The sequence below is a fragment of the Mesosutterella multiformis genome (assembly GCF_003402575.1).
Classification (GTDB): domain Bacteria; phylum Pseudomonadota; class Gammaproteobacteria; order Burkholderiales; family Burkholderiaceae_F; genus Mesosutterella; species Mesosutterella multiformis.
Genome location: NZ_BGZJ01000001.1, coordinates 181,514 through 202,656 on the forward strand (window position 1 = coordinate 181,514; position 21,143 = coordinate 202,656).

Here is a 21,143-nt window from a genome sequence, read left to right on the forward strand (position 1 = left end):
AATGCAAACCGTCAGCCTTTGATAACAGCATTATCTGTCAAAATAACTTTCGCCACTCTTTCAGTCTTACATGGAGTGGTAAAACATGCGATATTCGCAGGAGTTTATAGATAACCTCGTGGCCCGCATTCTGAGCAAAGAGCTTCGAATCTCTGAAGCCTCCGTTCAGTACTCGATAGGCAAATCAACAATCAGGTACTGGCTCGAGAAGGCAAAAGAGAAATCAGACTGCGTCACGCTGCCTAACACAGGAATTTCCAAGCCCATGGCCGACCTTAAGCTTCCTAAGGGTGTGACCTACCTGCAAGCCCATACCGCTGTCAACGCCAAAGCATTCCTGAGCGAGACTGACTTCGGTCAATACTGCCGTAAACACGGCTATCTCGCATCCACTGTGGACGCCTGGGCCGAATGGTTCAGCAAACACCCGGATGCCGTAGACAAGAGACAGCATGAAGCCCAGGCTTCCGCTATTACCGAGCTCAAGAAGGAAAACGCAAGACAGGCTCAGGAAATTTCCAGAAAAGACAAAGCATTGGCTGATGCTGCGACGATGCTGATGCTGTCAAAAAAAGCCGAGGCGATCTGGGGGGAAAAGGAAAACTGATCAGTGCCCAGGATCGTCAGGAAATTATTTCACTGGTCGATTTCGGTCAATCGCTGGGACTGTCGCAGAGGCTGTCCTGCGAAGCAGTTGGAATTACTCCGCGTACATTGCAAAACTGGCGGCATGCCCCTGATGGCGATGGACGGCTCGACCGGAGCAATTTTACGAGCTCCCGGCAAATCCCGGAGGATTTGCGGGAGCAGATCGTGGAGCGATTCTGTCGGGAGGATGTGCGCGATCTCAGCCTGACGCAGGCTTTCTACAAGCTTCTGGATGAAAACAAGGAGTACTGGTGTTCTCTCTCTACGCTTTACCGTCTTTTCAGAGCGCGGGGATTGAACGCGCGCCGCGCTCCCACCCGGAAAGCCCGTCTCCGCAGCAGGCCGACCGCTTACAGCGCGGAGAAGCCTAATGAAGTATGGACCTGGGACATCACCTATCTTCGCTCCAGCACTTACACGGGCTGGTTCTACTACGCGTACGTCATTGTCGACGTCTATAGCCGTATGGTTGTGAGTGCCAGGGTGTTCGACGCAGACAATGCTGATTTTGCCGTGCGCTTTCTCGGAGATGCCTTCAGAAAATATGGAATCAGGCCCGGACAGCTTGTCGTGCATTCAGACAATGGCGCGAGCATGAAAGCCGCGCCCACTATGGCTTTGCTTGAGAAGAACGGAATTATCTTCTCGCACAGCCGTCCGCGAGTCAGTAACGACAACCCGTATTCTGAGTCCTTTTTCCGTACGCTTAAGTACAGCGGCGATTGCCTGTATCCCCGAGACGGCTTTAACAGCGTCGAGGAAGCTGAACAATGGGTGCAAAGTTTTGTGGAACATTACAACGAGCACCACAGACATCGCGGCATCCGAATGGTTACACCCGGACAGCGTTACCGCTGCGAAGATGCGGAGGTGCTGCGCCGACGCAGGGAAACGATGCTGGAGGCTCGCAGAAACCACCCGGAGCGCTGGATCGGCGATTCCGTGCTGAACTGCACTCCGATCGGCAGGGTATGGCTTAACCCCGAAAATGGACAGCTTGAGGAAAAGCGTTTGCCGGGGGCTGCTTGAACAAACACTGCAACCTATTTTTTTACGAACAATTTCGGCGAAAGATCATTTGACACTCACCGATGGATTTATAGCAATGATGTCTCCGTGGTGTGCCGGGCAGACGATGAAGGTCGCGTCTTTCCTGCCGTAGGGCTGGATGACGTCAAGGTTGATGCATTGTTGCTCACACCTATCGCAGTTTGCTGTTTTCGACGGAGGCGCCGGTTTTACCAGATCTGCGTCAAGCAACGCCTTCCACCTGCTATCGGACCAGCCGCCCTCTTCTCTCTGCTGTTCGCTAAAGGTAAGAGTTCGCCTTTCAGGAGAAACAGAAGCCAGGAGCTGACGCAGTGGATCATCAGAAGGAAGTGGCGCTGGTTCTCTCTTCTTTGGGCGTGCCATCACCCACCCTCTTATGCGGCTCGATGCCTGACATGATAAACATTTGTTGAATCATGCTATCAATCTCAGCCGAAGCCAGGTTGCACCAACAAGGACATGTCACAGCCACTCGCTTTGATCTGGTGGAACCGTTTTCGGTCTTGTACCTGACTTTGATTTCGGCCTGAGATACCTTGTAGGGGTCAAGAGACTGACGTTTCTTGAATTCGGAGAGCATCTCCTGAATATCCTGCGAACCGCCTTTAGGAGGCGCCTCGAAGATAATCCTGCGGTTTTTCGCGAGATGAGTAAGGCGCAACTTGGCGATATCCGCCGAGACGATCCGACTGGTGGGAGGCCAAGTGAACGAAAAATCTGATGAAAGCAACGGAGTCAGATCATATACACTCAGGTCTGTTTTTGAACAGGAAAGCTTGCTAATCCCCAGGCATGATTCTGCGAAAATGGCCTCCAGGTCTTCGTAAAGCTTTGAGAATCCCTTGCAGTATATCGACAGAGATTCCTCAATCGAGTCGTATAGAAAAACCAGCTTCTTGGCGCGTTTAACGGGCCTGGATGTGAGCTTTCCACGTTGCCATTCTTCGCTGCTACGAGCAAAGTCTTCAAACGACGCGAAGAAATAGATGCGATCGTCGCGCTCGATTTTTTCGACATCACAACTTTTCCCGCGGCTATCCGTCTTTGCCAGAAAGGCGCCAATTCTTTCCTTGAGTGCCTCACACGCTTCGCGAGATGTATCCAGACCATCCGCTGGGACATTGTTGCGTTTTTTCCAAAAACGGCTCGAAATACGGTCTGCAAATGCTAAATCGACAGCCTGTGGCCAAATACTTTTGCGCTCGATAAAAGTCCTGAATACCCTAGTTTCAATGGTTTCGGCTTCTTTTTTGCATTCATCCCCGTTTTTTTCTATTGGTGCCAGAGTGTCGAAGCTGAGCAGAGTCTGAATCGCGTGAAGGCCAGTTTCATCAGACATCGCGATCACTTCGCCGAGCTCGCTCTCTACCTTATCTCGGACCTCCGGCTGCAGTCCCTGCCAGGCGACGATCTTACCCTGTCGCGAGCTTGATCTCTTTGCAAGGGCTGAACTTTTGCAACCGTAGACAGAGCCGAAATACCGGGCCACAAGGTCTGCGGGGTATTTCCGAAGAAAGGTTTGAATGGAAAGCGTTTGGCTCATGGGGCCCCCGAGAATGAAAACGGGATCTTGACGAGAAATTGACTATCCGACATCAAAACAGACCCAACTATAGAAAATAGCTTACCCGAACCGCAGAGAACTGACTTTCCTCAAGAAGGTAAATGTTTTATCCGAGTCTCGTTTTTTGATCCTACGGGTCCTGCCAATCCCTCCCGGCTCATGCCACTCGCTTTATTCTTCCTGTTGTATTGTCCATACGGTAGTTCAGGATGTCACCCTTTACGATGTGTTCGGCAACTGCGACCGCTGTGTCGCGATCCACCGCAAACCATTCAACCGGTTTGTATGGAACGCCTTTAGAGCTGATGATCGTGATGTTGACTCGCTGCTTAGCCAGAAAAGCATGGATCAGGTATTCCACCTTCTGGGGATTGAGGTTATAGCAGTCAAGGGAGGCTAGAACTCTGACCGGCGCCTCAAGATAGGTAGGGTCGTTTTCCGCGTTCTTAATTCTTTCGTTGACGCTTTGGGTCGAATACCCGATTTTTACGAGCCGCCCCTGATTCTTAAGGTCTGCAAGAGCCGGAGCCTTGGTTTCGCTAGCGAGGATATAGATGCAGCCTGTCGCCCGATCTTTGCGAGAAAGGCCTAAGAAATTATTTTCCACGGTTGAAGGATCGGGAATAATGCGGCGCCCGTTGCTGTCTTGATAAAGCGCTCTCGCAAGCGAGAGCTTCAGGATGTTGGTTTCAACTCCATTTTCAAAGATGACGCGATAGCGAGGATTGTCCTGCCCTGCTCGGTCCTGCCCCTCTTTCAGGACGCTGTCCACAAAACAAAGAAGGCCGCTCAGGATGAAGAAATCGCCAGGCACAATCTGGGAACTGCTTTTGAAACAGGCCGTCTGAGCCTTCCTGTTGATGATGTCACGCTGCATATCCCGGAAGAGTTTTTCAAAGTTATAGAAGTCTTTGCAAGGCTTCCGGTTCGCAATTTCGTCCGGCCAGTGTCTTGCGTCTGCCCGCTGCTCGGTCACATGCTCGATCTGAAAAATAGAGGGATCCGAATCCCCCAAAAGCGCTCCGGCGGCGTTCAATACATCATCAAAACTGGATACCGTGGCAGAAACTGGAAGACTTTCTTCTTTGGCGTGTTCTTTGGTGTGGACGCTGGTACTTGCAAGAAGGCCATAGCAATCGAGGTCAGAAACTTCTGCTGCAAGCTTTGCATTTCCCTCAAAGGGTTTTCAGGCGCGCTCCAAGCTGCATTTCATTGATATCTGTCGCACCGTAGAAAGGGGGGCGGCCCGTCCGCTCCCGAAAAGCGTTGATTTCCTCGAACTGTCTGCGGGCAAGCGAATCGGCTGGCGCAGACTTTTTCTTCATCTCGGGCTTCAGGTCATTCAGAATCCCCTGAGGATCACAATTTCCTGAAATAATGTCATCAAAGGAAAGCGGGGATTTGAAGTCAGGCATTACTTTTCCCTCTCTTTCAGGCCTGCTGGGCCAGCTTCTCGGCGCGCTTCTTCGCGATGAAGGCAAGTACCTCAGCGAGCCGTCTCTCATAGGCGTCCTCGGAAGAAAGCGAGGGCTTCTTGCCGCCATGTTCCTGCACAAACTCTTGAATATTAGGCCAGAGGAGAACCGCTTCTTCTTCTGTGACACCTGAACGGTTTGAGACCACGATATCCTGAATAGTCTTCAACATCGGGGCGTCGACCGACTTGGAGAGGATCTCATAGGCTCCCTGGAAGGGATTGATCTTCGAAATGAGATCGATATTGAGTTTTTCGATGTTGATGAATTTTTCACCCACCTTGAGAAACTCGGATACACGGCGCTGCGGATCACGGCCTTCTTGATTCTCATCCCCTCCGGCAGAGCCTGAATCTAGAGAGTCCGAGACCATGGAGCCTGAATCGTCAGCTATTTCTACGCCTGGAGGAAGCTCGTCCTCGGGAACGAGGCCGCCGTTGCTGTGGATCGCCATGGCGGTCTGCGCTGCCTTCGCAATGGTCTTGGCTTCATCCGGGGTGATGTCAGGATAAAGCTGAGTCACTATCTTAGGGAGCGTTTCCTCCGTGAAGAGCTCTGGCGTGCTTTCTCCTGTGATCATCGGAGCAATAGCCCTGGTGTTCTGCAAGGCTGCAGTGATGACGTCTTGAGTGCCACCGTTGGCAAGAATCTGAGCGACCCTGGCGCTCACAGGCGCCTCCGAATCATCGATAATCACGGTGCCTGGCGGGAGAGCTTCCCCCGACCCGATGAGGGAACGAGGCTTGAAGGTAATATTGGGAGCAAGAATCTGCTCCATCAATAGCGATACCGTGATCGCCTTCAGCATGTTGTTGACCGAGTTTCGAACGTCCTCATCCTCTGCATCGGGCTGTGCGATGAGGTTTGTAAACTGCGCGTGAGTCTTGCCCTCACAATCACGGGTAGCGCGACCGATAATCTGGATGATCTCGGTAAGCGATGAGCGATAGCCAATTGTGAGTACGTGTTCGCACCAGGGCCAGTCGAAGCCTTCTTTTGCCATGCCAAGCGCGATGATGATGTCCATCTGGCTCGCGTTCTTGATGTTCCGGAGATAGGTCAGAACGTTTTGACGGATCGGCGTATCGGTTACTAGGTCGGCTACAAAGAGAATCTTTCCACTGCGGGTTTTCACGCGATAAATGCCAGTTTCAGGATCCTGTCCCTGCACATCGCCGATGACATCCATGATGCGATCTACTTCATCCAGCTTCTGGCCCGTAGACTCCATCGAGTTGACGTTTGGGATGTGAATGATGGTCTTTTTCGTAACATCCAGGACTTCTTTGAGCGCGTCAAAATAGCGTCCCTGATAAAAGTGGTAACCGATGCCCAGAGACTTCAGATATTTGTAGCCGTTCAGCTGTTCGTAGTAGGTATAGGTGACCTGAGTGAACTTTGCTTCATCCTCCGGCGTCAGAATCGGTACGGCGTCACCCCGGAAATAAGAGCCTGTCATCGCGACGATATGGGCGGTGGAGCGCGCCATCAGATCACTCACAATGCCGCCCAAAATGTTGCCTTCCTCTGCCGAGGCATGGTGAAATTCGTCGATTGCGACCAACGTCTGGTTAAACTTCCGAGCACTTCCGGCTCGGTCATAAGCAAACCGAAAGGTTGCATGAGTGCAGATGAGGGCTCGCGCCGACGGATCTTCGAGGAATTCGATCACGCGGTCTACCTTACCCTCGTTTCCTGGAGTGCAGAGGTTGTAGCGAGGATCGACCTTCCAATCGGCAAAGAAACCATGAGAGGTAAGGTCTGTATCCTTAAAGGAACCGCCAATCGACATCTCGGGCACGGCAATAATGACTTTTTTCAATCCCTGCTTGAACAACTTATCGAGCGCGATGAACATGAGAGCACGGGACTTACCAGAAGCAGGCGGGGCTTTGATAAGAAGATACTGCGCATCCCTCTTTTCATAAGCACGGGCTTGCATCTCACGCATGCCCATGTTATTTGGAGCCGTGCTTTTGCCGGTCTGGGCATAACGAACGGTAAGAATATCTGTCATCTTGTTCATTCCTCATTAAAGAGGGAAGAGTCGTCTTCGTGGGAAACCAGCTTTTCGTAGCGCCTGAAGAGATGCGATAGACGCTCTTCATCGCTCTGGAACGGTTTCCTACGGTAAAGGCGTTCAACCGCGACATCAAGCTCGTAATGAGCTTTTCTCAGGTCGGAGGGCATTTTGTCCGGATCATAGAGATCAGCAAGCGTTGTCCCAGGATAGGACTCGCGGATCATGAGGATGTTGCGAGCGAGATTTTCAATCTGCTCTCGCTGCTTTTCCGAGACCTGCGGCCAAGGGAAAGTGTTGTAGCAGAGATTGCGAGAATAGCGATACCGCGATTCTAGCCGCCCGCATACTGTCCGCATCCATACCATGTGCATGCGGGATTCGAGAATGCCGAAGTCATAGGGAGTACCGTTTGGCACCATATGGCAAAGATCCGTAAGGATCGTGTCGCTACCGATGAACCCCATAGGAATATATTCCCGTCGTTCAGAAGAAACGCGCGGAACAACAATGCAGCTTTCTGGGTTGTTCAGGTCCCGGAACTCATGAGGCCGTTGTGCAAGCTTGCGGCAACCAGGATCTCTGCTTGCAAGTCTCACGGACCTACATCGCTCTATTCGTTCGGCCACTAATTGAATTTTTAGAATCTCTTCTGGCGCACTGTGAAGCCACAGGCAAAATCGTTCTTCACTATGGAGCAGTTCGCGCGATCCGATTAGCTTTTTGATATACGGACGGAGCTTTTCAACAGCCCAAAATGTTGCATAGTCTGCAGGCTCGATGATGAGGTTACCGCCATCGTTCGGCATGTTTCCCAAGAACATCGGCTTATCTGCTGAAATAGCTGAAGAAGCCTTTCTTATGAAAACAGATTCTTTCGCATCTAACAGATAAGCGTTGATCTGGTTTACTTGTACCGTCACTGGCTCTGCCTGCGGATTTTCATACTGATAGAGGAATTTCCTCTCCCTTTCCTTCTTGCTGAAACCGACAACAACACAATAAACCCCGGCATTCCCGCGGGCCTCGTTCCGCCACTGGAAAGTCTGATGGGCGAAGTTGATATGAACGCCTTCGCTGAAAAGTTTTCCCCACAGGGGTGCTACCTGCTCCCCCTGGCAAATAGAGTTTGTTGAAACAAAAGCGCACTCAATCCTAGGATTGACCGACATAAGCTGTGTTGCCTTCTGGTACCAACAGGTCACATAGTCAAGTTTTCCCGCATCTTTAACATCAGGGAAAATTGCGAGTACTTCCGCTTTTTGCGACTTGCTGATGCGCAACGCGCCACCAAAAGGCGGATTGCCAATAATGTAACTGAGTTGCTTTGCTGGAAAGACTGTGGTCCAATCGCTTGTGAGTGCATTGACACAGGCGATATTTGCTTTGGCCTCAAGCGGGAGCGATGGCGACACCGCTCCGAGCAATGCGCCAAACTTCTGCTTCATGACATGCTCCATGAGCCACATGGACACGCGGGCGATGTACGCAGGGAATTCTTCCAGTTCCATCCCGTAAAAATGGTCGATTGAAACCTTCGAGTACTGGTTCATCCAGTCGGTCAAAAGAGATCTACCGCGATCTGGATCTGTATCCAGGATTGCCTTGACCGCCCTAAGTTCGAGCATCTTCAGTTCTCGATAGGAAACCACAAGGAAGTTGCCGGATCCGCAGGCAGGATCTCCTATCCTGATCGAAGCGAGCTTCTCCTGAAACTCCTTTAGCCGCTTTTTTCTCAGAGACTTTGTCTTGATGCCAAGAATGTTTTCGAGCTCTGCATTAAGCCCGTCAAGAAACAAAGGGCCAATCACTTTGAAGATGTTCTTTTCGCTTGTGTAGTGCGCCCCGAGTTCACGCCTGAGTTCAGGATCCATCACCGACTGAAACATGGAACCGAAAATGACGGGTGAAACTTCCCTCCAGGAGAGCTTGCCGCCAGCAATCAGATGCCGTCTGACGTTTGTATTGAACTTCGGAATGCAGCCCCGTTCGCTGAAAAACTCTTCATTCACAAAGGGGAACTCTCGAATCGTCGCGGGAAGGTTTAGACGGCGCCGATCCTGTTCTGGCGTGCCCAGGGCCGCGAAGAGCGTCTCGAAGAACTGTGGAAGATCGCTTCCATCTTTCGCAGTCATGGATTCAAGCGCCACTGTCATCTGCCCAGGCTTAGGGAAAATTCCCGTATCCTCTGCGAAATAGCAGAAGAGCAACCGAGCGAGAAAGACGTTCAGCCCGTGTAATTCGTCATTCTCATAATGATTCAACTCTCGTATCGCATCGTAGAGTCGCCCCATTTTTTCGCAGGCTTTAATGTCTGCAGGATGTGCAGCATATGCGAGCGGCTTCTCGTATTGACCTGTAAGTGGAAGGAAGAAATCAAAATTGTTTGCAAGATCCGAAAAATCGATATCGATGCTGTCGTCTACCCGGCGATCATAGGCTACGAGTCTTTCAAAGTCGGTAACGATAAAGAAACGAATCTTGTATCTTTCCAACTCGGGGGCGTTCAGAAGGCTTTCAAGCACCTCGTTAGGGTCCTGCCCCTTCGCCTCCCGGAAAAAAATCTGTTTGGTTAGGCCATAGTCGCCTTCGCGAAGAGCAATATTCCGGTCTGGATCGTTATGTTCGAGCTTTTGGATAGTGGTCCTGGGAAATCCGTAAAGCTTCAGGAACTTGAAGAAAAAGGTGCGGTCAGGCTCTCCTGAGGTGATTTCTCTGAGGCCTTTGATGATCTTCGCCTGATTGAGCGCCGCCATTGTTAATCCTGCCAAATCGGTTCACGTGGAAGAAAGGGAAGCTGCCGCCATCTCCGTCGATTTGTTCATGAGCAGCCCCGTTGAAAATGTGTAACAGCCCCGAAACGGTTGGGTTCTCCCAAAGCCGCTTTCACATAGCTCTCAATTCTACTGATGCTCGTAAGCACCTGGAAAAAACATTGAATGGCAAAACAGCCAGACACAAAACAACCCAGGGCTGCTGTCCGAGAGGTTTCTCTGGTTTTTTACCTTTTTTCCCGCGGTCTCAAGAAAATGTCGACACACGCTCAAAAGCTAGTTCAACAAAAAATCAGGTTTACTCACTCGAAACTTTAAGAACCACCCGGGTTATTTATGGATCTCCGACATGCAAAAATTCCCCCAGGCTTCCATGATCCGCCGGCGCTCTTTGGCTAAGGGAGCGCGATCGTAGGCGCCGTTGTAGGCATCATTCTTTGCGTGGAGCAAGCACATTTCCACGGCCTGCTGATCAAAACGGCGATTGTTCTCCAATTCATCATCTTTCGCCCACGTGCGGAATGAAGCGCGCGCCGTACCATGCAGGGTGATCACGCAAGGTTTGCCCATTTTTGAAGATTTGATGGGATCTATCCAGCCCCGATGGTCTTTTTGTAAGCGCTTTTCGTGAAGACCTCGCAAAAACATGGTTAAAGCTGCATCAGAAAAGGCGCTCCCATGAGAGCTGGGGAAGACATAAGGACTATCTTCATAACGCACTAGCCCCTTCAGGAGCTGTAAAGCAAAGGAGGACAGAAATATAGTTCGGTCTCTATTGGGCACTTTAATTTTGTCATGGTCCAACGGAATAACCCATATTCCCTGTTCCAAATCAATTTCGTCCCACTGAGCCATTCGCACGGCTTGAGACCGAGCAGCGGTCAAAATGGCAAATTCACAGGCCCGCGCCGACATGGAATCGTATCCATGAATCGTTGCCATCAGTCTGGGGATCTCTTCGACCGGACATGCCGCATGGTTTTGCTTGGGCTTTCTGTTCTTCTGAAACGGCTCCATTAATACGCCGAGCGCTCCTGCCATATCGGCAGGGTTTTCCCTATTCTTTCGTTTATGAAATGCGATCGCCCATTGAAAGATCTTTCGAGCATGCGTACGTGCTTTTTTGGCCGTTGACGGCGCCGACTGCCAAATGGGAGACAGACATTCCCGGATATCCTCCGGAGTAATTTGATCAATGTTCTTGGCACCGATAATGGGGAAAAGGTGTCTGCTGAGGATTTGGCGAGTGTCTTTTTCCCCGCGATGATTCTTTGACCAGTAGCCATGGTTAACGCGATCCTCCACCCACTCATTGGCTATTTTTTCAAAGGTCTGCTTTTTTTGTTCGAGCTCTGCCTGAGCTGCCTGCTTAGCAGCCAGTCTTGCTGCCCTCTCCGATTGTCTTTCATCTATTGGGTTGGTCCCTTTGGCAATTGACGCACGTGCATCAGCAGCAGCCTTTCGTGCCTGTGCGACAGACACTTCAGGGTAATTACCTAAAGCATAATCATGGCGCCCGCTTTCGTCTTTGTATCGGAGGAAAAAGAACTGCTGATGGGGAGTTTTTCTGATGTAAAGCCCTTTCACTCCGCCAATAGAAAAGGTTCCGTACCCCAAATGCTTAACCTCAAGTGCCGTCAGCTCTTTTGTGATTTTTGGCATGGGAGGAACCTCCTTTTTATGATGGGTAAAAATATATGTGATTTTTTAACTCTTATTTACCCATCATACCACCCATCATAAAAACATGGATTTCTTTAGACAGACTTGGACGGCTATAGGCGGAATTCGCTTGTAATTTATTGATTTAATAAAAAATCCCAGACGTCCTAAGACAGTCTGGGATTAGTGTCTGGTGGAGCTGGCGGGAGTCGAACCCGCGTCCGCAAATTGTCCAAAGACGGTTCTACATGCGTATCTGATGAACTTTAAATCTCATCTTCATCCATGCCCACCAGCAGGCCATATGAAGACCAGCCGCTTGATCTTAATCCTGCCGTCACGGCTCCAACAGGATCCAGCCCGAGTATATGGCGCTGCTGTCAGTTTTTAGGCTGACCCGGCCCTCAGGCGAACCGGTGCAGCGTCCCGCTGGTATTAAGCAGCGAGAGCGTAACGCTTGTTATTGGCGTTTATTACTTTTCCGAACTGTTTAACGAGGATCTCGGACCTCGACATGCCCCGTGCTCCTTCGTAATCCACGTCGAAACCAAGGCAGCCCCAAGGAAGGTCTATTCTACCCGCTTTTATTTTTTCCGGTGAGACAGAAGACGCTTTATTTTCCAAAGAGCCCGAGAAGTCTGCGAATCTCATCCTCGCGGACTCCCTTTCGTGCCACAAGATCGATACGCATCGTACGGTAAGGTTCTTCCATCGGATCCGCCTGAATCTCTGTCTTATAAGGAGATCCGGCAAAAAGCGATCCCGGCACCGCGCTGAAGCCCGCGCCTTCGGAAACGAGACGGATAATCGTTAAAAAGTCCCCCGCCTCCTCAATACCGATCGGAGCCTGACCGGCGTCTGACAGCCATGAAAGCATCCGGTCTTTGCAGACTGATTTTTCAGGAATCACGAGGAACGGCACATCGTCGAGATCCATCTGAGACTCCACCGGAATATGAGAATCCGGATAAATCAGCATGATGTCCTCAAAGAAAAGGGGCCAGCGATTAAACGCATCATCTTCCTCTCCCCTGACAGTGAAGCAGGCGTCGAGCTCTCCCGACATAACCGCGTCGAGCACATCTGTATCCGATTCTTCAATGACCTGAACCTGACCATCAAACGTTTCATGAATCTTTGGAAGAACGGTTTTCAGCCGGGATTCAAGGACTTCCTTCGAAGCCCCGATTTTCAATATTTCTGCAGATGCCATGCCGGAACCCTTTTACTGTGTATAAGTGAGCGTGACTATTATTCCTGCCGGAGGGCTTTCTGTCATCAGGGAGATGGTGAATGTCCTCCGGGATACCTGGCGCAGCTGATATCAACTGCCGTAAGAAAAACCGGAGAGAGGCTGCCCTATCTCCGGTTTCGTTCTGAACGCCTGAACTGTTTTTACTTCACATACTTCAGGTACGCCCCATAGCCTTCCTTCTCCATTTCCTCTTTCGGGATAAACCGGAGAGACGCGCTGTTCATACAGTAGCGAAGTCCGCCCTTATCAGACGGCCCATCCGGAAACACGTGCCCGAGGTGAGATCCGCTCGCGGCTGATTTCACCTCAGTCCGCACCATACCGTACGACGTATCCGTCGTATTTTTCAGAGCGGACTCTGAAATCGGCTTCGTGAAGCTCGGCCACCCGGTGCCGGAATCAAATTTGTCTGAAGAGGAGAAAAGCGGCTCTCCGCTCACAATATCCACATAGATCCCTGCCCGGTGCTCATTCCAATAGGCGTTATGGAAAGGCGGCTCGGTGCCGCAGTTCTGCGTGACGTCATACTGTTCTGGTGTCAGGCGATCCTTGAGACTCTGCGATCCGGCCTTTCGAAATCCCTTATGGGTCGGCTGATACTTGGCTTTCTCAGCCTCTTCCATCAGGCGCCGCGGAATATGGCAGTAGCCGTCCGGATGCTTCACGAGAAAATCCTGATGGTATTCCTCAGCCCGGTAGAAGGAGGTCAGCGGCTTCACTTCAAGCGCCAGAGGCTTTGAATATTTGGCTGAGAGCTTCTTTACCTCATCCTCAATGATGGGTTTATCGCCTGGATCGGTATAAAAAATGCCGGTCCGGTACTGGGTTCCGATGTCATTCCCCTGGCGGTTAAGGCTTGTCGGATCAATGGTTTCAAAGAAGAGACCGAGAAGGAATGGCAGATCAGCTTTTTCAGGGTCGTAAATGACATGCACTGTTTCCGCGGCTCCGGTTCGGCCGGTACACACGTCTTCATAAGTTGGATTGGCAACGGTGCCATTGGCGTATCCCGACTCAGACACCCTGACACCAGCAACCTTCGACATGAAGTGTTCAGTTCCCCAGAAGCAGCCGCCGGCGAGATAAATCTCCTTCTCTCCCGCCCGGGGCTTTTCCGCGGGAAGCATTCTTGTATCTTTTTCCATGGATTGGGCTCCTCCCCTGCTGCAGGCAATCAGAAGAGAAAACGAAGCCGCTCCCAAGGCCAAAGTCCGTCTCAGCATCGTCTCTTCCTCCCTTCGGGATTAATAACCATTTTCAATATCAGCAGTATAGCGTCCGAATCTTTTTCTTATAAGGGCATCAATGTCGCTACCTACAGTGAAGATATCTGACGCAAATTCAGTCAGTTTCCCGGTCTAAGAAGACTCCCGGTGCATAGAGTTTTCCGACAGAAATAAGCCTCTCGCTTTTCTGAGTCTCCATTTAAAATGATTCCCGTTTTCTACCACCCCCAACACAAAACACAGGGTTGCCATAACCAGCTTGAAAGAAATTCCCGGACTTGATAACGCTAAGCTAGAAAAGGCGGTTGCTATCCGCAAGGCTTATGACGAGAACCAGATTTCACTTGAAGAAGCGCAGCGTCAGCTGAAGAGCGAAATCCAGTCTCTGAAACCCTGGGAGATCGCCCAGATTGAACAGAACATCAGCCCTGAAGAAGGCGATGAAGCCTGCCGTCTGAATCGGATTTCCGATATTTTCAAGATCTACGGTCCCATCATGGATCGCAGCCGTCCTGAGCTGCCCGAGGATCATCCGATTGCCCGCTACTTCCAGGAAAACGATAAGGAACGCGGCATTGTCAAAGAGATTGAGGATCTCGCGCAGTATCCCGTGATCCGCAATCAGTGGCTTGATATTTATGATCGCCTCGCCGAGATCAAGAAGCATTTTTCCAGGAAACAGAATCAGCTTTACTCGGTTCTTGAAAAGAAGGGCTTTGACCGCCCGTCCACTCATATGTGGCTCTTCGACGACACGATCCGGGATGAAATTCGCGATAACCGCGCGCTTCTCGAAGCTGGGTCTGATGACGAATTCCTCTCCCGTCAGCAGGCTCTGATTGACGATCTGACCGATCTCATGAATAAGGAAGAGCAGATTCTTCTTCCGACTTCCCTCATGCTGATCAGCAATAAGGAGTTCGATGACATGCGCTCGGGAGACGCCGAGATCGGCTACGCCTGGCTTGAAAATACCGGCGCTGCCCCTGCAACTGCCCCGGTTGCTTCGGCTCCGGCCGCCGCGGCTGAAGCCACGGGTTTCGTCAGCGATCTTCAAAAGCTTCTCGCTAAGTACGGTCTCGCCTCCGGAGCCGGCTCTGATGAGAAGCTCGAAATGCGGAACGGAAAACTCACGCTTGATCAGGTGAACCTCGTACTGCAGAACCTGCCTCTTGATATCTCCTTCGTCGACGAAAATGATCTCGTCGCGTTCTACTCCGATACGGAGCATCGAATCTTCCCCCGAAGCAAGAACGTGATCGGCCGCCAGGTCCGTAACTGCCACCCGAAGACGAGCGTGAAGTATGTGGAAGAAATCCTCGCGAAGTTCAAGGCCGGAGAAGAGGATGTCGCTGACTTCTGGATCAATAAGAAGGACGCGTTCATCTACATTCGATATGTCGCCGTGCGTGATGCGGATGGCAAGTTCCGCGGCGTTCTTGAGACGATGCAGGACTGCACCCGTATCCGCGAACTGACGGGATCCCGCACACTGCTCACCTGGAGCAACGAAACCCATGCCCCGGAACGGGTCTATGGCATCTCGGAACCCGGTACGAGCGACGACGCCCCTGTAACGAAGGATGGCAATCTGACTGGCAAAGCGTCTGACGCGGCCGATACGCCCTCCATCATTGAGACCCTGACGGAATCCACCCGTCTTGAGGATATCCTGAAAGCCTTCCCTTGGCTGAAGGATGAGCTGTCTACCATTTCGCCTGTCTTCAAGGCCCTTAAGACGCCGCTCGCAAGGATCATGATCCCCAAGGCAACAGCCGGTGACATGAGCCGTCACAGCGGTCTTTCTATTGAAGAGCTGAAGTCCGCATTGCTTGCTCTGATTGCCAAGCACTAAAAGAAGCCTTTTAAGCTCTTTCAATCCCCTTTGACTTCATATGGAGTGTCAAAGGGGATTTTGTTTTCATTGCTCATGAATTGTCGTGACAGTGTTCCCCTCTAAGCCTACAGCTCTTATCCAATGACAAATCGATGCAATATCCGTAGGTGAAACAGGTTAATATTGTCAGGATTCAGGGCGCTTCGCTGAAAGAATCAGCAAATGCCCTCCCGTTTATGACCGCTTTCTACGTGAATTCTGAAGCGGTCACGGCAAGGGAATTAAGTCATCAAAAATAGTACTTGATTTCAATCTAGGCAAGATCGGTGTCAAAGCGCTGTTTTTCAACATTTTGAGTCAGAAATTCAGCCTTATCTGTTTGATGCCCTCTCCGTATGCTCTTGAACTTGCCGCTTATTTAGTTTTTAAGACCTTTCATGATACTGAGGAATCTTTTTTCTGGTTCAAGCCTGAAAAGACTCTTAGGCTATTTGCCCCCCTATAAAGGCATCATCGCGCTTTCCATTTTTTTTATGGTATCAGCAGGCGCAGCATCTTCTTTGATCGCCTGGCTGCTGGGTAAGCTGACAGATGTGGGGTTCTATAACCAGGCTGCCTGGATTATCGTCGCAGCACCTCTTGGACTGATCGGAGTGTCATTCCTTCACGGCGGCAGCATGTTTATGAGCAACTATCTGCTCGGGAAAGTCAGCCAGTCCGTATCCGCCACACTGCGTCAGCAAATGTTTCATCGATTGCTACGATGGCCTTCTGCAGCCTATCAGAACAACTCCACCGGTGCCATCACGTCCAAATTTGTGTTTGAAGCAAATGTCATGCTCTCAAACGCGACGAAGTCCTGCATCATTCTGGTTCGTGATTCAAGTCAGGTGGTCGGTCTGGTGGTCACTCTCTTCTGGCAGGACTGGAAACTCTCCCTTGTAGCTTTGATCGTCGGGCCGCTGATCTTCGTACTTCTTAGATATGTATCGAGAAAAATAAAGTCAGTAATGGCATCGTGCCAGGAATCTTTTGCGAGTATTCTTTCACGCGTTAAGGAAGTATACGAAGCACACCGACTGATCAAGATTTCCAATACGTATAAAGCTGAATACGACCGTTTTTCTCACATCAATAATGAAATCTACAAAATGATGGTGCGAATGACGAAAATCACAACGCTTGGAACTCCAGCGTCTCAGGTCCTATGCATGATCGGAATTGCGGTTGTTCTGACATTCGCGGTATTTCAGATGCAGAATGGTGCTCTGGATCGAGGACAGTTTGTTACGTTTCTCGCGGCTCTCCTTCTTCTCATTCCTCCTGTCAAGAATCTGGCTGGCATGAATACCGGCTTCATCATGATCAGGATAGCTGCAGACAGTATTTTTGCCACTCTGGATGAAAAGGAAGAAGAAGATAGGGGAAAGACAGAACTGGAATACTGCAGCGGGCAGGTAATCTTTGATCACGTATCTCTACGCTATCCTAATTCTGAACGTGACGCCGTACACAACTTTAACCTGACAGTCAATCCTGGCGATTCTGTTGCTCTTGTAGGCTTCTCGGGATCAGGAAAAACATCTCTGGTCAACATGATTCCACGATTCTGGAATCCAACGTCCGGACGTATCCTTATTGATGGCTACGACACCCGTGATATCACATTAAAAAGCCTGAGAAAACAAATCGCTATTGTTTCTCAGGATGTCATCCTCTTTGACGACACGATACGGAACAACATTGCCTACGGAGTTCCCAATGCGTCAGAAGAGCAAATTAATAAGGCCATTGATGATGCTGCTCTGAGAGAATTCATCGATGCACTGCCAAAAGGTTTGGAGACTCCGGTTGGCGAAGCAGGAAATTTCCTCTCAGGCGGGCAGAAACAGCGAATTTCTATTGCACGCGCCATTCTGAAAGACGCTCCTATCCTGATTTTGGATGAGGCAACCAGCGCTCTTGACAGCATCAGCGAAACCCATATCAAAAACGCTTTGGCAAAACTGATGAAGGGCAGAACAGTGTTTATTGTCGCTCACAGACTTTCAACAGTATCCGGAGCCACAACTATTGTTGCGATGGCTGAAGGGGAGGTGAAAGAGGTTGGGACCCGGGATGAGCTGATGAAAAAAGGCGGTCTCTTCGCTAATCTCTGCCATCTGCAATCTCTTCATGTTTTGGAAACAGAATGATTAACATACTGAAGCATAGAGACGAAAACCTGGTGAGGCTTTATAAGTACTTTCTTCCTTATAAAGGAAAAATAGCCATTGCCAGTATTTTTCTGATTGCCACCGCGTTAACTTCATCCGCTACAGCCACCCTTTTAGGTAAGCTGACAGACGTGAGTTTTTACCAAGGAGGAAGCTGGCTGGTTTTTGCTTTGCCTGCTGCATTGATCGCGGTCACCCTGGTGTTTGCCATTTCGACAGTCCTGAGCGCCTATATCATGTCTCAGGTAAGCCAGTCTGTACTGGTGACCCTTCGAAAAGAACTCTTCAACAGCGTACTGCATTGGCCGGAATCCCAATATCAGAAAGTATCTACTGGTCTCATAAGCTCAAAGTTTGTAAATGAATCTACCATTGCCCTTTCAGGGGCAGCGGATTCAGTTACTGTCATGATTCGCGATACTGTCCAAATCATCGGTCTTCTATGTGTTCTGTTCTGGCACGACTGGATTCTGACTTTGGTCACGTTTGTCATTGGACCGGCATTGTTTATAGTGCTTCGTCTTCTATCCAAAAAAGTCAAAGTCGTTGTTAAACAAAGTCAGGAAACGCTGGGTAATATGATCTCCCGAATCCAGGAATCATATGAAGCGGAACGAATTGTCAAAATCAACGACTCATATGATTTTGAAGATGAACGGTTCTCAAAAGTTAACATGAGAATCCGCCGCTTGGCTCTGAAAACCAATATTCTGCAGGGGCTTCCTACGCCTCTGACGCAGATTCTGACAATGGTCGCGGTTGCATTCGTCGTGGCAGTAGCGCTGATTGAAGCTCAAGGAGGTGCGCTGACATTCGGTCAGTTCGTAACCTTCCTGTCCGCCCTTCTACTGATCAAAGCTCCTGTTCAACATCTCGCAGGACTTAACTCTACTTTTGCAAGTATTTCTGTGGCCGCAAAAAGCATCTTTGATGTCATTGATGCCAAACCTGAACTAGATACTGGCAAAAAGGAGCTCAAAGAAATTCACCAAGGAATTGCCTTTGAAGACGTACATCTCAGATACCCTGGGCAAGACGCAGACGCACTGAAGGGAATTTCTTTTACCGTCAAAAAAGGTGAGTCAATCGCCTTGGTGGGGCAATCAGGTTCCGGAAAGACATCTATTGTGAACCTGCTTCCTAGATTTCTGGAAGTAACTGGGGGCAAGATAACAATCGATGGAATTGATATCAGAGATTACACACTTGAAAGTCTCCGATCGCAGATGTCTCTCGTATCACAGGATGTATTCCTCTTTGAAGATACTATAAAAAACAACATCACATATGGTGTGAAGAGCTCAGTAACTGAAGAAGAAATCGATGCCGCAATAGATGCAGCTGATTTGAGAGGACTGGTTAAGAGCCTTCCTAAGGGCATCGACACATCCGTCGGAGAAGGAGGAAAGCTGCTTTCAGGGGGACAAAGGCAAAGAATATCGATAGCCCGGGCCATCCTAAAGAATGCCCCGATTATTATTCTTGACGAAGCGACTAGCGCTTTAGATAGCAAAAGCGAAAACGAAATCAAGAATGCATTGAAAAATCTGACCAAGGGGAAAATCTCAATTACAGTTGCACATCGCCTTTCAACTATCGAGGATTGCAATAGGATATATGTAATATCAGATGGAGAAATAAAGGAAGAAGGAAATCATCAGTCTCTTTTAACAGAAAATGGGATTTATGCCAAACTCTGTAAAATGCAGGAAGTTTAGGAGAAAATAGTGATTAAAATTTCCTACTACAACAGTGACAGATTGATTTTCTGGAAAATACTGAAGAGGGATTGTGTAAATTTTTTTAGTGGTGAATTATCAAATCAAGTGCAAAGCCTGAGAAAAGAATAGTGGCCCATAAAGCTTCCATAATAGAGATTGTCAAGATAACTATAGAGGGAGCTCATGGAGGGTGTGTAATTTTTTGTGGGCGGCTCGTTCAAGGTTAATCGATGTAGGGGGTGATTCGGTCACCAAATAGCACAACCAATTCTCTCATAGCGGCACTCCAGTATGGAGAAGGCCGCACCCATCTTTTCTCTACTTTCCGGATTGCCAGAAAGAGAAGTTTCAAAGCAGCCGTTTCAGTAGGGAAAGCAGCTCGGGTCTGAGGGTGTGTAATTTTTTGTGGGCGGCTCGTTCAAGGTTAATCGATGTAGGGGGTGATTCGGTCACCAAATAGCACAACCAATTCTCTCATAGCGGCACTCCAGTATGGAGAAGGCCGCACCCATCTTTTCTCTACTTTCCGGATTGCCAGAAAGAGAAGTTTCAAAGCAGCCGTTTCAGTAGGGAAAGCAGCTCGGGTCTTAATTACTTTTCTTAGATCCCGATTAAGGCTCTCTATGGCATTGGTTGTATAAATAAGTCTGCGGATATTTGGGGAAAAATCAAAGAAGGGGATCACCTTATCCCAGGAATCGATCCACTGTTTGGCGATGTAAGGGTATCTGAGCCCCAGTTCCGACTGTGCAAAAGCGTCCAGTTCCTTCCGCGCATCAGCCGCGTTTACGGCCCGGTAAATGGGCTTCAGCGCGCCGGCTACGGCCTTGTAATCCTTATATCCGACGAATTTCAGACTGTTCCTGATCAGGTGAACAATGCAGGTCTGCAGCAGAGTGTTGGGAAAGGCAGCTTCAAGCGCCTCCTTCATTCCCTTGAGTCCGTCTGTGACAGCAATCAGAATATCAGACACCCCCCTGTTTTTGAGTTCAGTGAAGACCTTAAGCCAATATTTTGCGCTTTCGTTATCAGCGACCCACATCCCCAAAACTTCCTTGCGGCCCTGGGCGTTTACGCCCAAGGCAAGATGGACCGCTTTCGGGGTAACAATGCCATTATCACCTCGGATTTTGACTCGAATAGCGTCAAAGAAAACAGTTGTATAAAACGGATCCAGAGGACGGTTCTGCCATTTTTCAACCTCAGGAAGGATGGCGTCCGTAACATCGCTGATAAATTCGGCACTGGTCTCCATACCGTATTCATCATAGAGAAAGCCTTGAATTTCCCGGGTTGAGAGCCCTCTGGCGTACAAGGCCAGAACCTTGTCCTCAAACCCCGCCAGCTGGCGTTTATGCTTAGGAACGACCCTCGGCTCAAACTCTCCCTTGCGGTCTCTGGGTACGTCAATACGGATATTTCCAAGGCTGGACGATTTGAGGGTTTTCGAACTATGCCCGTTACGCTCATTTTCGGTGACACGTTTACCGCCTCTTTCGTAACCGAGATGATTGGTCATTTCACCGTCAAGCATTTGAGTCAGCAGCCGACCGAGCATATGGGCCATAAGATTTTCCGCATCCTCTGCGGTATTAATCTCAAGCCCGGATTTCTTGGCGTTTTCTAAAATCTGTCCTGCAACACTATCCAAGGGGTCTGTCTTTCGTTTCATTTGAGGCTCCTCCAAGAGCAATT

At 49.7% G+C, this 21,143-nt stretch carries 14 protein-coding genes, 1 other RNA gene and 1 pseudogene; 5 read left to right on the plus strand and 11 right to left on the minus strand.

Features of this window, described 5'->3' with window-relative positions:
* Positions 1–85 precede the first annotated feature (85 nt).
* Positions 86–607 (plus strand): hypothetical protein, encoded by a 522-nt coding sequence (locus tag M4NBBH2_RS00825; protein WP_116269329.1) that lies wholly within the window; start codon positions 86–88, stop codon positions 605–607.
* Entirely contained in the window at positions 607–1,677 is a 1,071-nt protein-coding gene (locus M4NBBH2_RS00830; protein ID WP_238691393.1) for an IS3 family transposase, read from the plus strand. Before M4NBBH2_RS00825 ends, M4NBBH2_RS00830 begins: the two co-directional genes overlap by 1 nt.
* 340 nt (positions 1,678–2,017) lie before the next feature.
* Here the strand turns inward: M4NBBH2_RS00830 and M4NBBH2_RS00835 are convergent, their stop codons facing one another.
* The 9 genes from M4NBBH2_RS00835 to msrB all read right to left on the minus strand — a co-directional run bounded on the left by M4NBBH2_RS00835 (position 2,018) and on the right by msrB (position 13,593).
* Positions 2,018–3,241: a hypothetical protein gene (locus M4NBBH2_RS00835; RefSeq protein WP_116269331.1), complete on the minus strand. Its 1,224-nt coding sequence runs from the start codon at positions 3,239–3,241 to the stop codon at positions 2,018–2,020.
* Between the two features lie 178 nt (positions 3,242–3,419).
* Positions 3,420–4,298, minus strand: coding sequence for a GIY-YIG nuclease family protein (locus M4NBBH2_RS00840; RefSeq protein ID WP_125064638.1), 879 nt, complete (start codon positions 4,296–4,298; stop codon positions 3,420–3,422).
* Positions 4,299–4,437: 139 nt separating this feature from the next.
* Positions 4,438–4,677 (minus strand): hypothetical protein, encoded by a 240-nt coding sequence (locus M4NBBH2_RS00845; RefSeq protein WP_116269333.1) that lies wholly within the window; start codon positions 4,675–4,677, stop codon positions 4,438–4,440.
* Between the two features lie 16 nt (positions 4,678–4,693).
* Entirely contained in the window at positions 4,694–6,754 is a 2,061-nt protein-coding gene (locus tag M4NBBH2_RS00850; RefSeq protein WP_086936895.1) for a DEAD/DEAH box helicase, read from the minus strand.
* A 5-nt stretch (positions 6,755–6,759) separates the two neighbouring features.
* Positions 6,760–9,513: a DNA methyltransferase gene (locus M4NBBH2_RS00855; protein WP_116269334.1), complete on the minus strand. Its 2,754-nt coding sequence runs from the start codon at positions 9,511–9,513 to the stop codon at positions 6,760–6,762.
* 348 nt (positions 9,514–9,861) lie between these two features.
* A complete protein-coding gene (locus tag M4NBBH2_RS00860) occupies positions 9,862–11,193 on the minus strand; it encodes a tyrosine-type recombinase/integrase (protein ID WP_049687224.1) in 1,332 nt (443 codons plus the stop codon).
* A gap of 191 nt (positions 11,194–11,384) precedes the next feature.
* Positions 11,385–11,753: a transfer-messenger RNA gene (ssrA, locus tag M4NBBH2_RS00865) on the minus strand.
* 53 nt (positions 11,754–11,806) lie between these two features.
* Positions 11,807–12,406 (minus strand): LysR substrate-binding domain-containing protein, encoded by a 600-nt coding sequence (locus tag M4NBBH2_RS00870; RefSeq protein ID WP_022443987.1) that lies wholly within the window; start codon positions 12,404–12,406, stop codon positions 11,807–11,809.
* 182 nt (positions 12,407–12,588) lie between these two features.
* The gene (gene msrB / locus M4NBBH2_RS12305) at positions 12,589–13,593 is read right to left on the minus strand and encodes a peptide-methionine (R)-S-oxide reductase MsrB (RefSeq protein ID WP_116269335.1); all 1,005 of its coding nucleotides are present in this window, start codon (positions 13,591–13,593) and stop codon (positions 12,589–12,591) included.
* Positions 13,594–13,933: 340 nt separating this feature from the next.
* Between msrB and M4NBBH2_RS00880 the strand changes: the two genes are divergently transcribed.
* From M4NBBH2_RS00880 to msbA (M4NBBH2_RS00890), 3 genes are all read left to right on the plus strand, one after another.
* Positions 13,934–15,529 carry a DUF438 domain-containing protein gene (locus tag M4NBBH2_RS00880; protein ID WP_202973731.1) on the plus strand — a complete coding sequence of 532 codons (1,596 nt, stop codon included), beginning with the start codon at positions 13,934–13,936 and terminating at the stop codon, positions 15,527–15,529.
* A gap of 419 nt (positions 15,530–15,948) precedes the next feature.
* Positions 15,949–17,706 carry a lipid A export permease/ATP-binding protein MsbA gene (gene msbA, locus M4NBBH2_RS00885; protein ID WP_116269337.1) on the plus strand — a complete coding sequence of 586 codons (1,758 nt, stop codon included), beginning with the start codon at positions 15,949–15,951 and terminating at the stop codon, positions 17,704–17,706.
* A complete protein-coding gene (msbA, locus tag M4NBBH2_RS00890; protein ID WP_116269338.1) occupies positions 17,703–19,445 on the plus strand; it encodes a lipid A export permease/ATP-binding protein MsbA in 1,743 nt (580 codons plus the stop codon). The genes msbA (M4NBBH2_RS00885) and msbA (M4NBBH2_RS00890) overlap by 4 nt, the downstream gene beginning before the upstream one ends.
* Before the next feature lie 226 nt (positions 19,446–19,671).
* Here the strand turns inward: msbA (M4NBBH2_RS00890) and M4NBBH2_RS12185 are convergent.
* Positions 19,672–19,836 (minus strand): annotated as a pseudogene (locus M4NBBH2_RS12185) (IS256 family transposase); the annotation flags it as partial.
* A 36-nt stretch (positions 19,837–19,872) separates the two neighbouring features.
* Entirely contained in the window at positions 19,873–21,120 is a 1,248-nt protein-coding gene (locus tag M4NBBH2_RS00895) for an IS256 family transposase (RefSeq protein ID WP_116269219.1), read from the minus strand.
* Between the last annotated feature and the right edge of the window lie 23 nt (positions 21,121–21,143).